The organism is Desulfovibrio intestinalis, assembly GCF_014202345.1.
Lineage (GTDB): Bacteria > Desulfobacterota > Desulfovibrionia > Desulfovibrionales > Desulfovibrionaceae > Desulfovibrio > Desulfovibrio intestinalis.
The window spans coordinates 375497-390403 of the sequence record NZ_JACHGO010000002.1 but is presented as its reverse complement, the minus strand read 5'-3'; the positions used below and the strand labels follow the sequence as shown (position 1 = coordinate 390403).

Sequence of the window (14907 nt, the reverse complement as noted above, 5' to 3'; positions counted from 1 at the left end):
AAACTGAAGAATAATACATGCACTTCGACTTGACGTCAACATTTTCTCTGAACAGGCAAACAGGAACACTGTAGCCTATTAAAGCCTTGCGCACCATCCTGATTTACGCAATAATTCACCTCTTGAATCCATAAGGGGGCTTGATAATGCAAGACATAAAAAAAGTTGTCCTCGCCTATTCTGGCGGGCTTGATACATCTGTTATTCTAAAGTGGCTTATTGAGACTTACAAGTGTGAAGTCATCGCCGTCACCGCCAACCTTGGCCAGCCTGAAGATCTTTCCGGTGTGGAAGAAAAGGCGCTCAAGACCGGCGCTTCCAAGGCCTATGTTGTTGATTTGCGCGAAGAAATGGCTAAAGATTTTGTGTTTCCGATGATGCGCGGCGCGGCCATCTACGAAGGACGCTACCTGCTTGGAACCTCCATTGCACGCCCCCTCATTGCCAAAGCTCTGGTTGACATCGCCCGCAAGGAAGGCGCTGACGCCATTTCGCACGGCGCCACCGGCAAGGGCAATGACCAGGTGCGCTTTGAATTTGCCGCCAGCGCTCTGGCCCCTGACATCAAGGTCATCGCCCCCTGGCGCGAATGGGAACTCATGTCCCGCACGGCCCTCACCGCCTTTGCCGAAAAGCACGGCATTCCCATTTCCAGCGCCGCCAAGCGCTACAGCATGGACGCCAACATGCTGCACACAAGCTTTGAAGGCAGCGAGCTGGAAAACCCCGGCAATGAACCGCACGAATCCTGCCACGAGCGCTGCGTGCCCGTTGAGCAGGCGCCGGACACTCCTGAAATTGTCAGCGTTGATTTTGAATGCGGCAACCCGGTTGCCGTTAACGGCAAGGCTCTTTCGCCAGCGGCCATCATTACCACCCTGGCCGAAATCGCTGGCCGTAACGGTATTGGCCGCGACGACATGGTGGAAAACCGTTTTGTCGGCATGAAGTGCCGCGGCGTGTACGAAAACCCCGCTGGCACCCTGCTGTACAAACTGCACCGCGACCTCGAAGGTATCTGCCTTGACCGCGAACTGCTCGGCATCCGCGACATGCTGGCCGTGCGCTATTCCCAGTGCGTTTACAACGGCTTCTGGTACTCGCCCGAACGCGAGGCCATGCAGGCCTTTATGGATAAATCGCAGGAAAGCGTCACCGGCACCGTGCGCGCCAAGCTGTACAAGGGCGGCGTGTGGCCCCTGGCCCGCACCTCCCCCAACTCGCTTTTCTCTGAAGATCTGGCTACCTTTGAAGGTGGCGACTACGACCACAAGGATGCGGCGGGCTTCATCCGCCTCAACAGCCTGCGGCTGCGGCTGCATGCGGCTGTCAAAAACAAGATCGAAGGTTAGTGCGCCCAGACGGGCCTGCATAATGCCTCCGTCGGCCAGACAATGGTCCCCGGGCCAACCGTCTGGCAAGCCTTCAGCGGTGGAGCATGGCTCCACTGATATGGCCCAAGCGTGATGGGACTTCGGGGGCAGGAGCGTTCACTATGGCGTCCCTGCCCCCGAATTACTACTTTAAAAGCAATGGATACTGCCATGAAGACCAACCAGAGCTGGGGCGGACGCTTCGCCGAAGGCCCCAAGGAAGCTGTAGCCCAATATACGGACTCCCAATCCTACGACAGGGCGCTTTACGCCCAGGATATCCGCGCCTCACAAGCCCACGCCCGCATGCTGGGACGCCAGGGCATCATCGCCCCCGGCGAGGCGCAGCTTCTGGTTGAAGGACTCGACCGCGTGCGCGAAGAAATCCGCTCTGGCAATTTTGTCTGGAAGCCGGAACTGGAAGACGTGCACATGAATATTGAAGCACGCCTGACGGAAATTATGGGCAATGTGGGCAAAAAACTGCACACTGGCCGTAGCCGCAACGACCAGGTCGGGTTGAGCTTTCGTCTTTTCGTGGCAGACAGGCTTGAAACCTGGCGGCAGCGTGCCGCTGGCCTGTGCGCCGTGCTGGTGCAGCGCGCCACCGAACACGCCAATGACATACTGCCAGGCTGCACCCACTTGCAGCCCGCCCAGCCCGTGAGTTTGGCGCACCACCTGCTGGCCTATGCCTGGATGTTCCGTCGCGACGCCCTGCGTCTGACCGACTGTCTTGACCGTGTGTGCATATCCCCTCTGGGAGCGGCCGCACTGGCGGGCACAACCTATCCCCTTGATCCGCAAAGCGTAGCGGAAGACGTTGGATTTTCCGGCATTTACGGCAACTCGATGGACGCTGTTTCCGACAGGGATTTCGTGCTGGAAGCTCTTTTTGACGGCTCAACCATCATGATGCATCTGTCACGTATGTGTGAAGAAATCATTTTGTGGGCCAACCCTGCTTTTGGCTTTGTGCGCCTGCCCGACAGCTACGCCACAGGCTCATCCATCATGCCGCAAAAGAAAAATCCTGACGTTGCCGAACTTATGCGCGGCAAAACGGGGCGCGTCTATGGTTCGCTCATGGGCCTGCTCACCACCATGAAGGGTTTGCCCCTGGCCTACAACCGCGACATGCAGGAAGATAAGGAAGGTTTTCTCGACGCCGACAAGACCGTCGAAGCCTCCCTGCGCCTTATGGCGGGAATGATGGAAGAACTGACCTTCCGCACTGACCGTATGCGCGAAGCCTGCAAGGCTGGCTTCCTCAATGCCACAGAACTGGCAGACTACCTTGTGGGCAAAGGCATACCCTTCCGCGAGGCCCATCATATAACGGGGCAATGCGTGGCTGCCGCCGAAAGCCAGGGCAAGGGACTTGAAGACCTCCCCCTGCCTGAAATGCAGGCGCTTGAACCCCGCATTGAGGATGATGTTTACGCCATACTGGATTACGCAGCCGCTGTGCGTCGGCGCGAAACGCCCGGCGGCACTGGCCCGCAGTCTGTGGCGGCCCAGGTGGCGCAACTCAGAACGTGGCTTGCCGGTATGGACGGCATGACCAGATAGTCCGGTAAACACTATGACTGCCTTCACGGATCAGAAGCCGGAAATCCCGCAAAACGCCTATTGGCCCCAATGGGTAGAAGACGCGCGCCTGAGTGACGACCTTGTGGCCCAGTCCTACGAAGAGACCCCTCCGCAATGGCGGGCGGCCATCAAGACGGGACTCGCCCTGGCGCATATGCACTTTGGTTCAAACTCTGACCAGCTGCGTGAACAACGCAGCAACAGGCATTTGGGATTTTGGCAGCGATCTGAAAGCAGTGCCGCCCCGTGGGCCATCATTGCCTTCACTCCTTCCTATGCAGCGGCTGCCAGACTGGCCGCCGCCTGCATCCCGGCAATCCTTGCGGGCGTGCCCCAGATCGGGGCCGCATGCGTGGGCGGGCAGCCCCACCGCTCTGCCTTGGTCAGTCTGGAATTGAGCGGTGTTGAAGACATCTTTGTTTTGGATTCTTCAAAGTTACAAGCGCTGCTTGAAGAAAGCTCCGGCCCCGGCCGTCTGGTGCTGCTGCACACTGGCGAACTGTCGCAGATTGCTGATTTCGCGCACGCTGCGGGCCTGCCCTGCTGGCAGGAAAGCCGCACGCCAAGGCTGGCTCTGACAGAAGGAGACAGCCTGAATGACGGGCAGGGCTTGTCTGCTGAAGACGACTATCTGGATTTGGAAGCGCTGTATTTTGCCCAGGCGGAAGCTCTGGATTCTGCCATAAGCATTGCCCCCGGCACCTTGGCTAATGGCTCGCAAGAAGTGGCTATGATTGCTGCGGGTAATTCGCCACTGGCAGATGCTCTGTACCTCGCCTCTACAGCCGGGCAAGCGGCGAACCTTCCTCAGAGTGAATTCTTTTCCCCAAACGGCCCTGAATTGGTCCTGACACCGGGCTGTGAAGGTTTCTGGCTGCACCCCGGCCTTACGCCGGATTTTTTCCGGGTGCGCCGTCTGGCTTTCGGCACACTGTAAAAATCTGCCCAGGAGCCGTCATGTCCAACATCAGCCGCATTCGTAACATTGGCATCATTGCCCATATTGACGCTGGCAAGACCACCTTGTCGGAGCGCATGCTTTTTTACAGCCGCAAAATCCATCGCATGGGCGAGGTTCATGACGGCGCTGCCACAATGGACTACATGCCCGAGGAACAGGAACGTGGCATTACCATCATGTCGGCCTGCACCACCTGCCAGTGGAACGAGCATACTATCAACCTCATTGATACCCCCGGCCATGTGGACTTTACCATCGAGGTTGAACGCTCCTTGCGCGTGCTGGACGGGGCCGTGGGCGTGTTTTGCGCCGTAGGCGGCGTTGAACCGCAGTCTGAAACCGTATGGCGGCAATCAGAAGATTTCGGCGTGCCCAAGATAGCCTTTGTAAACAAGATGGACAGGTTGGGCGCAAATTTTGAAGCGACGCTGGAAGCCATGCGGCAGCGCCTTCACACCAATGCCGTTGCTGTTATGGCTCCCCTGGGTCAGGGTGAAGATTTTAGCGCCGTTCTTGATCTCATTCATGAAGAATGCCTGTTTTTTGATGAAGACGATCAGGGGCAAACAATAAAGCGTACTCCCTTTACTTCAGAGCAGGCCGCACTGGCCGCTCCCTGGCGCGATCTGCTGCTGGAAAAACTGGCTGAAGCTGATGAAGATTTTCTGGAGCCCTATCTGGAAGGCGTTTACAGCACAGAAGACATTCATGCAGCCCTGCGCCGTGCGACGCTGGCCCGCAGCATCACCCCCGTATTCTGCGGCTCCGCCCTGCGCAACACAGGCATACAGCCCGTGCTGGACGCCGTTTGCCGCTGGCTGCCCTCGCCGCTGGACGTGCCTGCGCCTGTTGGTGTGGATTCTGAGGGCAACGAAGTCGCTGTTATGGCCGATCCCGACGCTCCGGCTGTTGCTCTGGTCTTTAAGGTTCTGCTCGAAGACAGCCGCAAGCATTCCTTTATTCGCATATATGCGGGCCGTATTCATGAAGGTGACAACCTGCGCAACACCACCCAGAACAAGGACGACAGGCTGGGCCGTCTTTACCGCCCCCATGCCGACAGACGCGAACAGCTTGAATCCGCAGGAACTGGCGAAATTGTTGTTGCCGTTGGCCTGCGGTCTGCCCATACGGGCGAGACCTACACCGCGCGTGAACGCCTTCTGAAGCTTGAAAGCATTGAGGCCAACGCGCCAGTCATCACGCTTGCCCTTGAGCCGCGCAATGCCGACGAAGGTAAAATTCTTGACGAAGCGCTGACTCGGTATGTGGAAGAAGACCCCACGCTCAAGGCGCAACTGGACGATGCCACTGGCGCACGCATGATTTCCGGCATGGGCGAACTGCATCTTGATGTTCTGCTGGAACGTATGCAACGCGAATACGGCATCAGCCCCCGCGCGGGCAATCCTCAGGTGGTTCTGCGCGAAACCATACGCAAAGAAGCTGACGCCAGCGTGGTTTTTGACCGGGAACTGGGCAAGGAACACCACCAGGGTGCAGTCGCCCTTCATGTAAGTCCGGGCGCGCGTGGCAGCGGCAATACAGTGACCGTGGGCGATTTTCTGCCTGCCGATCCCAACGAAGCTCGCAAGCTGCTGCCCCAGATATACCTGGACGCGGCCCTTGAGGGAGTGCGTGATGCCCTGCAAAGCGGTGAACTCACGGGCTACCCGGTAGAAGATGTGCAGGTGATGGTTACCAATGTGGAACGGCGTGAAGGCCTGACCACCCTGCCGGGCTGCCATATGGCTGCTGGGCAAGCCTTGCGTGAGGCTTTGGGCACTGCCGCTCCCATTGTTATGGAGCCCATTATGCGGGTGGAGATAGTGGTGCCCGATGATTTTCTGGGTCCCTCAATCAGCCTGTTCAACTCTTGCGGCGGCAAGGTCGAAAACCTTGAAGACAATGGAACGCGCAAGGTGTTGAGCGGTATTGCTCCCCTGCGCCGCTTGTTTGGCTTTTCCACCTCCCTGCGTTCAGCTACGCAGGGCCGCGCCGGACTTGTGATGACCTTTGACCGTTTTGACCTTCCATGAGGCCTTATACCCGTGACATCCAGTAATTCAGGCAACAACTCCGGCAAGGGGCACGCCCCTCGCGCCAAGAAAAGCCTTGGCCAGCATTTTTTGCGCCGTGAAGATATTTGCCACCGTATTGCCGCTCTCATCGCCCCTTGCGCCACTGACCGCATTATCGAAATCGGCCCTGGCCCCGGCGCGCTGACCCGCGCCATCGAAGCCGCGCCGCATGCCCGCCTGCTGCTGCTTGAAAAAGACCGCCATTGGGCCGCTGAACGGCAACGCCTGGGCGGCAAGCATACGCAGGCAGTGCTTACAGACGCCCTGCGCTTTGACTGGCGGCGCATCAGCCCTCAAGAGCCGTGGAAAATCATAGGCAACCTGCCCTACAATGTGGCATCCCCCCTTATATGGGATATTGTGTCCCTGTCTGAAGGCTGGCAGCAGGCCGCATTTATGGTGCAAAAAGAAGTGGGACAGCGCCTTGCCGCACCGCCGGATTCCGGCCACTACGGCGCGCTTTCAGTGTGGGTGCAAAGCTATTCGCGCCCGCGTGTGGAATTTGTGGTGGGGCCGGGAGCTTTCAGTCCTCCTCCCAAGGTGGATTCCGCAGTATTGAGCTTCATGCCCTTGCCCGTCAGTGAGCGTCCTGCACATCCCGCGCTTTTATCTCGCCTGTTGCGTATCTGTTTTCAGCAACGACGTAAGCAACTTGGCGGAATATTTCGCCGTGCCGCCCAGCCTGGTCTGGAAAACGCGTTTGAAAGTGCGCAAATTGCATCCAACTTGCGTCCTGAAGTTCTTTCTTGTCACGATTTTCAGCGCATAGCTGCTTTTTGGGCGTCACAGCTTGACAACAAGGCATAAAAAGTTTTCAGTCTATCCATACTCTTGCTGCGTTGTGCACCAGTGGTGCATTCAGGCAAGTGGTCATGCAAGAGGCCATTTGTAAACAACGCCGGGGAACTTTTCAGGAGGACATGCTGATGACTAAGGCTGATCTGGTTGAAAAAATCGCTGCCAAGGCCAATCTGACCAAGGCCGCAGCCGAACGGGCTCTCAACGCTTTTCTCGCTTCCGTCGAAGACGCTCTTGTCAAGGAATCCAAACTTACCCTCACTGGCTTCGGCACCTTTGCGGTAGAACACCGTAAAGCCCGGCAGGGCCGCAACCCCCGCACCGGTGATACTCTCACCATTCCCGCGTGCAAGATTCTCAAGTTCCGCCCCGGCAAAATGCTCAAAGATTCTTTAAACTGATCTTATGCAGCCGTGCCGCACGGCATGGCGCCAACCGGCAATGCTGGCTATCACTAAAGCCAGCATACCGGGGTACAACTGTAGATGACATGTATGCCCGCGGCGACTGGGAGTCGGGGCATGCGTGTCATTTGCGGTTTCTGGGCATGCGCTCTGGTAGCCTGTGTGCTGCGGCCCATGCAACGTGTACTTTTCATCTTACCCGCCTTATCAAGAAAAAACTTGCCCTTTTCAATATTGCGGGCTATATGAACTCTTCATTTGGCGACACTGTCGCTGTCCGTAGACGGGTAAACCGTTGACGGTTATTTTTGTGGGCTGCTTATAGCACGCCCCGCCGCCGAAGGGGGTGATTTTCTTGCCCGGAGTTTTTCTTAACGACGACGATTATAATTTCGATATCGCGCTGCGCCGCTTTAAGAAGCAGGTAGAAAAGGCCGGTGTTCTTTCAGAAATGAAGAAGCGCCAGCACTACGAAAAGCCCAGCGTCATGCGCAAAAAGAAAAAGGCCGCCGCTCGTAAGCGGCTGATGAAAAAAATCAGGAAGATGAACATGGCTTAACCGGCTGCGCATTTATGCGCCCGGGGCCTTCATCCGGCCAGTTATGCGGGAAGCCCCTAGGGTTTCCCGCATTTTCTGCATTACTCCACCCTCCACCCAACGACAATTATGACCGCCACTACCACGCTTTTTGACCAGATCGAAAAAGATTACATTTTGGCCTACAAAGCCAAGGACAGTGTTCGGCTCATGGTGCTGCGCCTGTTGAAAACGGCGGTCAAAAACCGTCTGGTGGACTTGCGGCGGCCCGGCGGCAGCCTTTCCGACGAAGAAATGATGGACGTCATCATCAAGGAAGGCAAACAGCGTCAGGATTCCATTGAGCAGTACACGGCGGCCCAGCGCCCCGACCTTGCTGAAAAAGAAGCTGCCGAGCTTGTAGTCCTTAAAGAATACCTGCCCAAGGCCCTCAGCCAGGAAGAACTGCTGTCTCTCGTTGAGTCCACAATTACCGAGCTGAGCGCAACTTCCCCCAAGGATATGGGCCGGGTTATTTCTGCCATTATGGCAGGGCATAAAGGTCAGGTGGACGGCAAGGTTCTGTCCGAGGCCGTCAAAAAACGCCTGCAGCCGTAGCCAGATCCTGCCATTTTTGCACAGCGGATATGTAATTGTTCGCCGTGCAAAAGTGACCACATTCTGTTTTCAAGCCGCATTTCCGCAATGGCGGGCGTGCTGCCTCATTCCTGTGTGAAACGCCCCACGGCCTGACTTGTCGCCCCATCGGGAGTTGCCTCACAATATGGAAAAACTGTGCGTCCGGCGAAAGAGCGTTCGTAGCGCTCTGTGGGCTGCAAGGTCCAGCAGTTCGTGCGTTCTTTTCTCTACGGCAAGCCATACCATCATTTCCGAGGCATCAGCATGATTCACGCCCGCACTCTTCAGGCCCTTGAATACCATCATATCACCGACCACCTCGCGTCGCTGTGCATTTCCGGCGTAGGGCGTGAACGTGCCCAGGGGCTGACCCCGTTTGCCGAAGCAGAGGACGTCAATCTTGCCGCCCGGATATATGCGGAAGCTGCCGACTGGTCTTCACGCCCGGCTATCGGCGGCGCAGTCTTTGCGCTCAACGCCTTTCCTGATGTATCGGGCTTTTTGCAAGCGGCACAAACATCCCGTGCCCACGCCTTTCAGCCAGACCTTGATGCGTTTTGGGCTTTGCGGGAAGTGTTAAGCATGGCACGCGATGCCCATGCCTCCATTGCCGCGCCCGATGCCGCCAAACAATGGCCGCATCTGCTGGCTATGGCTGACGGCACGCCCCTGCCTGTACAGCTGACGGCAGCCCTTTTGCGCTGCATTTCCGACGACGGCTTAATGAAGGACGAAAGCTCGCCAGAGCTTTACCGCCTGCGTGGCGAACTGCGCCGCCTGCACCAGAGCTGCATGGGCAAGGTGAAAGATTACGCCCTTCAATATAACATGCTGGCTTATTTGCAGGATGAGTTCATGACTCTTTCGTCGGACCGTTATGTGCTGCCGCTCAAAGCCAATTTCAAAGGCCGTATGCAGGGCATCATTCATGACTGGTCGCAAACGGGTGAAACCTGTTATTTTGAGCCTATGTTCCTGGTGGAGATCAACAACCGCCTTCAGGAGCTGAAACGCGAAGAGCGCGAAGAAGAACGCAAGATACTGCTATACTTGCGGGGCCTGCTGGAAGCAGAGTTGCCCGGAGCTCAAGCGGCCCTTGAACTTCTTGCCCAACTGGATCTTTTGCAGGCCAAGCGCCGCTTGGCTGCGCTGCTGGATGGCCGCTGCCTGCCGCTTACCCCTGTGACCGAAGGCATTCAACTGCTTGAAGCCCGCCATCCCCTGCTCGTGCTTAACAGGGCCAAGGCCGCCAACGCGTCAGATTCTGCCCATAGCGCCAAAAATGCAGCAAAATCCGCTGCTGCGGTGCGCCCGCTGGACATCATTCTGCGCCCCGGCGAACGCGCGCTGGTCATCACTGGCGGCAATGCGGGCGGCAAAACCGTTTGCCTCAAAACTCTTGGGCTTATCGCGGCAATGACCCTCAGCGGGTTGCCCGTTCCGGCTGGCGCTGGTTCGCACCTGCCCTGGTTCAGCCGTATGGATGCCTTTATCGGCGACGAACAGAGCCTTGCCGACAACGTGTCCACATTCACCGCCCAAATCGAGCATCTGGGCAAGGCATGGAAGCATCTTGACGGCAGCGGCATTGTCCTGCTGGACGAATTTGGCGCAGGTACCGACCCGGCTCAGGGCGCGGCACTGGCGCAGGCGGTACTTGACGAATTGCTGGACAAACATACCTTTGTCTTGGCAGCAACACATTTTCCCGCGCTCAAAAGCTATGCCCTTACCAAGGAAGGGGCCAGGGCGGCCTCTATGCTCTTCGATACACAGAGCAAAAAGCCTTTATTCAAGCTGGCCTATGACCAGGTTGGGGCAAGTCAGGCTCTGGATGTGGCGCGTGAACACGGCTTGCCTGAAAGCATTATACGCCGGGCCGAGCATTATCTTTTGCAGGACGGGCAAGACGCCACTACCCTGCTTGCGCGCCTTAATGATCTGGCTGCCAACCGCGAAGAAGAACTTGTGCTCCTCAAACAGGAGCAGGAAAAGGCACGTTCCGTTGCCAAGCATGAGCGTGAAAAGCTGGAAAAAGAGCGCCTGCGCCTGCATGACGAGGTGCGTGCCCAGGCAACCGAGCTTATGCGCGCCTGGAAAGAAGGACGGGCTACTCACAAGCAGGCCCTGAAAGAAATGTCACGGCTACGCGCTTCGCTGGCAACGGATAATGATCCGGAGCAAAACCAGTCAATATTGCCAAGCCCCCAGCATTTTGCCGTGGGCCAACAGGTGTTGCATACGATTTTTAACAAACGCGGTGTAATCACTGACGTGGACGAACGCAAAAGCCGCGTTCGCCTGGACATGAACGGCGTGAACCTGTGGGCCGATATGAAGGCGCTGCGGATACCGGGGCAGCAGGCACCTGCAAACGCTCCGGGCAAACCCTCTTCCATTCTTGACAGCACACCCCGTCAGGCTGCCGCCCCCACAAGCGGAGGTTCAGCCCGCCCGGCGGGAGCGGCAGATGGAGCATCACTACGACTTGACATGCGGGGACATCGTGCCGATGTAGCTCTTGCAGAACTTGAACGCTTTATGGACAAGACCCTGCTTGCGGGTTTTCGCGAAGTGGAAATAGTGCATGGGCGCGGCACAGGAGCCTTGAGACGACAGGTTCATGAATTTTTGCGGGCCTTTCCCGCTGTGGAAAAATTCAGCCTTGCCCCTGAAGATCAGGGTGGCGACGGCATGACCATTGTGACCCTGCGCTAGGCGAGCAGCCAGAAAATTACGCTTCAAAGCTATAGAAATTCTGTGTTGGGAGGCATTTTTTGCCCGCATCCTGACGAAACAAGTGTTGTTATCGGCAGAGAGCAATTTTTTTCAGGCCGTCAGGCCTGAAAAATACAGCCACGAGTCTGAACGCTGTTCTCTGATCAAGGAAAAATCTGCAATGCAGTCCAAGGATGCCATACGCGCCATCAAGGAGCGCATGAATATTGTGGACGTTGTGCGCCGCTATGTGGAGCTCAGGCGCAACGGGCCACGGTGGGTGGCGCCTTGCCCATTTCATCAGGAAACAAAACCGTCTTTTTCAGTTAACGAAGAGCAGGGACTGTTTTACTGTTTTGGGTGCCACGCATCAGGTGATATTTTTGATTTTTACAGCCGTATCAACGGACTGGATTTTAAAGAAACGCTGGAACAACTGGCTGCGGAATCGGGTATAACCATTGACCGCGGCCCAAACAACGCCCGCCAGCAGGGTGAAGAACGTGAACGCCGCTCTTCGCGTCAGCAGATGCTGCGTATGTATGAACTGGCTGCCGGGCATTTTGCTGCCACGCTCAATGGCCCCGACGGCGAAGAATGCCGCGCGTACATAGAAAAGCGCGGCCTGAGCCAGGAAATAGTGCAGCGTTTTGGCATCGGCTGGGCCAAAAGAGAATGGCAATCACTGGCAGACGCGCTGCGGCGCGCGGGTTTCGACGCCCGCATGGCGGTTGAATCGGGGCTTTTGGGGCAATCGGGCAATGGGCGTGCCTATGACCGTTTTCGGGGCAGGCTTATTTTCCCCATCAAAAGTCTGTCCAACCAGATCATAGCCTTTGGCGGACGCATCATCGCTGATGAAGAAGAAGCCAAGTACATAAACAGCGCCGACACGCCCATCTATAAAAAGGGCGAGCATCTTTACGGCCTGGCGCAGGCCCGCAAGGGTATGGTCACCAAGGGGCGGGTGCTGCTGACCGAAGGTTACATGGACGTGCTGACCCTGCACCAGTTCGGGTATGACAATGCCGTGGGCGTGCTGGGAACAGCGCTGACCCCGGAACAGATCAAGCGGCTTTCAGGGTTTGTTTCGCAGCTGACGCTGCTTTTTGACGGCGACCGCGCCGGGCGCAAGGCGGCCCTGCGCTCGTGTGAAATGCTGCTTACGCGCGGCCTGTCCTGCTCGGTAGTGCTTATGCCCGAGGGCGAAGACATCGACAGCCTGCTGCGCGGTGCTGGACCAGAAGCCTTTGAGACCTTGCAGGCTCAAGCCCCGGACGGCCTGCGCTTTTGCGTTGATGTGCTCAAAGCGCTTGCCCCACGCGAAACTGTGGAATGGGCGCGCAACTTTTTGCGTCAAGTGGAAATTCCCGAGTTGGTCAGCCCCTATGTTTCACGGCTGGCCGGGCAGTTACAACTTTCAGAAGCCGACCTGCGTGAAGGGCTTGTTCAATCACGCGGCTCCCGGCCAGACAAGGCACGCGCAGAAACAGGCGGAGCACCGTCAGGAAATGCGCGCCAGAACATACGCGACCGTGAAGTCATGATGTACGCCGTGCGTTATCCTCAGCGTCTGGCAGATATGCAGGAAATGGGGGCCGACCTGGCTCTTCAGTCTCCAATAGCCCGTCAGCTGTGGGACAAAATCGAAACGCATGGCCCGGAGGCAGTTTTTCACCAACTGGACCAGAGGGAAAAAAATTTCTGGTGCAAATGTTGTGGCCCTGAGGCCGCGCCACGCGACGATGGCGACAAAGAACTGGAATCACTGCGGCATTACTTGAATAATTATTACGCATCAGCGCAAAAATCTTCTCTATCCGCAGCCTTGAGAGCTAACACCGGCACAGGTGACTTTGAGGCTGATTTGGACTATCTTCGCGCACTTAAGGAAACCTTGGAGAAAGGGCATGAGCAATCTTAAAGATATCCAGCAGATTCAATCGCTTATTGCGAAGGGCAAGGGCGCGGGCTTTCTGACTTTTGAAGAAGTCAACAAGGCTCTCCCCGTGGAGATGAGCACCCCCGAGCAGTTTGAAGAGATTATCGGCATTTTTGAACAGCTGGAAATCGTTATTGTGGACTCGGAAAAGGAAGGAAAGAAAATTTCTGCCGCCGCCACCGAGTCTGATGAAGAAATAACTGACAGCTCCCTTGATCTGTCCGAAGACGAAGAGTCTGCCGACTATTCGTCACGCAGCACTGACCCTGTGCGCATGTATCTGCGCGAAATGGGTGCCGTGCCGCTGCTGGACCGTGACGGTGAAGTTGTCATCGCCAAAAAAATCGAAATGGGCGAGCAGGATGTGCTTTACGCCTTGGTTGAAGTTCCGGTGGCGGTTGAAGAACTCATCAATGTTGGCGAAGACCTGCGCCAGAACCGCATCAAGCTTAAGGATGTGGTTAAAACCATTGAAGAAGACGACCCCAGCGAAGACGAAATGAACCAGCGCTCGCGCGTTATTCTGCTGCTTGACGAAATCAAGCAGACCTTCAAGAAAAAACGCAAGATTTACAAAAAGCTGGATACATGCGCCTGCATGGACCGCCGCGTCACTGCCGTGCAAAAGGAAATTATCTGCTTCAAGGAAGAGATCGTCCTTCGTCTGCGCGACATCAAGCTGGAAAAGACCCTCATCGACCGCATCATTGAAACGGTTGAAGACTATGTGCGCCAGATGCACAACTGCCAGCGCGACCTTTCGGCCTATATTCTTTCCACGGGCCGCACCCAGGCTGAAATTCAGGCCATGTTCGACGGTCTTGAAAAGCGCGAGGTCAACCCTGTTGACGCTGCCCGCGACCTCAAACTCAGCGTGGACGAGCTCTTTTCCTTTAAGGAAATGATTATCGGCAAGATCGAAATTCTTAGCCGCCTGCAGGAAAAGTGCTGCCACAACGTCACTGACCTTGAAGAAGTGCTGTGGCGCATCAAGCGCGGCAATACTGCGGCCATGCGCGCCAAGCAGGAGCTCATCCGCTCCAACCTGCGCCTCGTGGTCTCCATCGCCAAAAAGTACACTAACCGTGGCCTGCAATTCCTTGATCTTATTCAGGAAGGCAACATCGGCCTTATGAAGGCCGTGGACAAGTTCGAATACCAGCGCGGCTACAAGTTTTCCACCTATGCCACATGGTGGATTCGGCAGGCCATTACCCGCGCCATTGCCGACCAGGCCCGTACTATCCGTATTCCCGTGCACATGATCGAGACTATCAACAAGCTTATTCGCACGTCGCGCTACCTTGTTCAGGAACTGGGACGCGATCCCACTCCGGAAGAAATCGCCGAACGTATGGAATACCCGGTGGAAAAGGTCAAAAAAGTACTCAAAATCGCCAAGGAACCCATTTCGCTGGAAACTCCCATTGGTGACGAAGAAGATTCGAGCCTGGGCGATTTCATTGAAGACAAAAAGGCTGTTGCCCCGGCGGAAGAAGTTATCAATACCAAGCTTTCAGAACAGTTGGCTGCGGTATTGGCCGACCTTACCCCACGCGAAGAGCAGGTTCTGCGCAAGCGTTTCGGCATTGCTGAAAAAAGTGACCACACCCTTGAAGAAGTGGGCAAGCTCTTTAACGTAACCCGCGAACGTATCCGCCAGATCGAAGCCAAGGCGCTGCGAAAGTTGCGCCACCCTGTGCGCAGCCAACCCCTGCGCTCATACTACGAAAACTAGTTCGTCCCAGAGCGGCTTGGTCTTTTCAAGGCCAGGCCGCTCTGATGTTAGAGCATTTTACCTTTGAAAAAATTTGAATGCCCTAATGCAATACAAGGATGCAGCACGCCGCAGCGCGGCGTAAAGTTTGCCTCAAACTGTAT

General features: G+C 56.4%; 11 protein-coding genes. All 11 read left to right on the top strand.

All coding sequences use genetic code 11. From position 1 onward, the window contains the following. Positions 1-146 precede the first annotated feature (146 nt). Positions 147-1352, top strand: a complete 1206-nt coding sequence (locus HNQ38_RS04520; protein ID WP_183718211.1) for an argininosuccinate synthase — start codon at positions 147-149, stop codon at positions 1350-1352. A gap of 192 nt (positions 1353-1544) precedes the next feature. After that, the gene (gene argH, locus HNQ38_RS04515) at positions 1545-2945 is read left to right on the top strand and encodes an argininosuccinate lyase (RefSeq protein WP_183718210.1); all 1401 of its coding nucleotides are present in this window, start codon (positions 1545-1547) and stop codon (positions 2943-2945) included. Positions 2946-2958: 13 nt separating this feature from the next. After that, the gene (locus HNQ38_RS04510; protein ID WP_183718209.1) at positions 2959-3903 is read left to right on the top strand and encodes a hypothetical protein; all 945 of its coding nucleotides are present in this window, start codon (positions 2959-2961) and stop codon (positions 3901-3903) included. A 20-nt stretch (positions 3904-3923) separates the two neighbouring features. Further along, positions 3924-5966, top strand: a complete 2043-nt coding sequence (gene fusA, locus HNQ38_RS04505) for an elongation factor G (protein ID WP_183718208.1) — start codon at positions 3924-3926, stop codon at positions 5964-5966. A gap of 12 nt (positions 5967-5978) precedes the next feature. After that, positions 5979-6815, top strand: coding sequence for a 16S rRNA (adenine(1518)-N(6)/adenine(1519)-N(6))-dimethyltransferase RsmA (gene rsmA, locus HNQ38_RS04500; RefSeq protein ID WP_183718207.1), 837 nt, complete (start codon positions 5979-5981; stop codon positions 6813-6815). Positions 6816-6934: 119 nt separating this feature from the next. Then, positions 6935-7207 carry an HU family DNA-binding protein gene (locus tag HNQ38_RS04495; RefSeq protein WP_179981664.1) on the top strand — a complete coding sequence of 91 codons (273 nt, stop codon included), beginning with the start codon at positions 6935-6937 and terminating at the stop codon, positions 7205-7207. Between the two features lie 358 nt (positions 7208-7565). After that, positions 7566-7769: a 30S ribosomal protein S21 gene (gene rpsU / locus HNQ38_RS04490; protein WP_183718206.1), complete on the top strand. Its 204-nt coding sequence runs from the start codon at positions 7566-7568 to the stop codon at positions 7767-7769. A gap of 108 nt (positions 7770-7877) precedes the next feature. After that, complete coding sequence (locus HNQ38_RS04485) at positions 7878-8345, top strand: GatB/YqeY domain-containing protein (RefSeq protein WP_183718205.1); 468 nt, start codon at positions 7878-7880, stop codon at positions 8343-8345. 285 nt (positions 8346-8630) lie between these two features. After that, positions 8631-11084: an endonuclease MutS2 gene (locus HNQ38_RS04480; RefSeq protein ID WP_183718204.1), complete on the top strand. Its 2454-nt coding sequence runs from the start codon at positions 8631-8633 to the stop codon at positions 11082-11084. Between the two features lie 181 nt (positions 11085-11265). Continuing rightward, complete coding sequence (dnaG, locus tag HNQ38_RS04475; RefSeq protein WP_183718203.1) at positions 11266-13008, top strand: DNA primase; 1743 nt, start codon at positions 11266-11268, stop codon at positions 13006-13008. Further along, on the top strand, positions 12995-14764 hold the full coding sequence (gene rpoD / locus HNQ38_RS04470; protein ID WP_183718202.1) for an RNA polymerase sigma factor RpoD: 1770 nt from the start codon (positions 12995-12997) through the stop codon (positions 14762-14764). Before dnaG ends, rpoD begins: the two co-directional genes overlap by 14 nt. The last annotated feature ends 143 nt before the right edge of the window (positions 14765-14907 follow it).

What these genes read in the sequence shown, in the direction of transcription:
- HNQ38_RS04520 (WP_183718211.1), top strand. Translation starts at nt 147, where the DNA reads ATGCAAGACATAAAAAAAGTTGTCCTCGCCTATTCTGGCGGGCTTGAT.
- argH (WP_183718210.1), top strand. Translation starts at nt 1,545, where the DNA reads ATGAAGACCAACCAGAGCTGGGGCGGACGCTTCGCCGAAGGCCCCAAG.
- HNQ38_RS04510 (WP_183718209.1), top strand. Translation starts at nt 2,959, where the DNA reads ATGACTGCCTTCACGGATCAGAAGCCGGAAATCCCGCAAAACGCCTAT.
- fusA (WP_183718208.1), top strand. Translation starts at nt 3,924, where the DNA reads ATGTCCAACATCAGCCGCATTCGTAACATTGGCATCATTGCCCATATT.
- HNQ38_RS04495 (WP_179981664.1), top strand. Translation starts at nt 6,935, where the DNA reads ATGACTAAGGCTGATCTGGTTGAAAAAATCGCTGCCAAGGCCAATCTG.
- HNQ38_RS04485 (WP_183718205.1), top strand. Translation starts at nt 7,878, where the DNA reads ATGACCGCCACTACCACGCTTTTTGACCAGATCGAAAAAGATTACATT.
- HNQ38_RS04480 (WP_183718204.1), top strand. Translation starts at nt 8,631, where the DNA reads ATGATTCACGCCCGCACTCTTCAGGCCCTTGAATACCATCATATCACC.
- dnaG (WP_183718203.1), top strand. Translation starts at nt 11,266, where the DNA reads ATGCAGTCCAAGGATGCCATACGCGCCATCAAGGAGCGCATGAATATT.
- rpoD (WP_183718202.1), top strand. Translation starts at nt 12,995, where the DNA reads ATGAGCAATCTTAAAGATATCCAGCAGATTCAATCGCTTATTGCGAAG.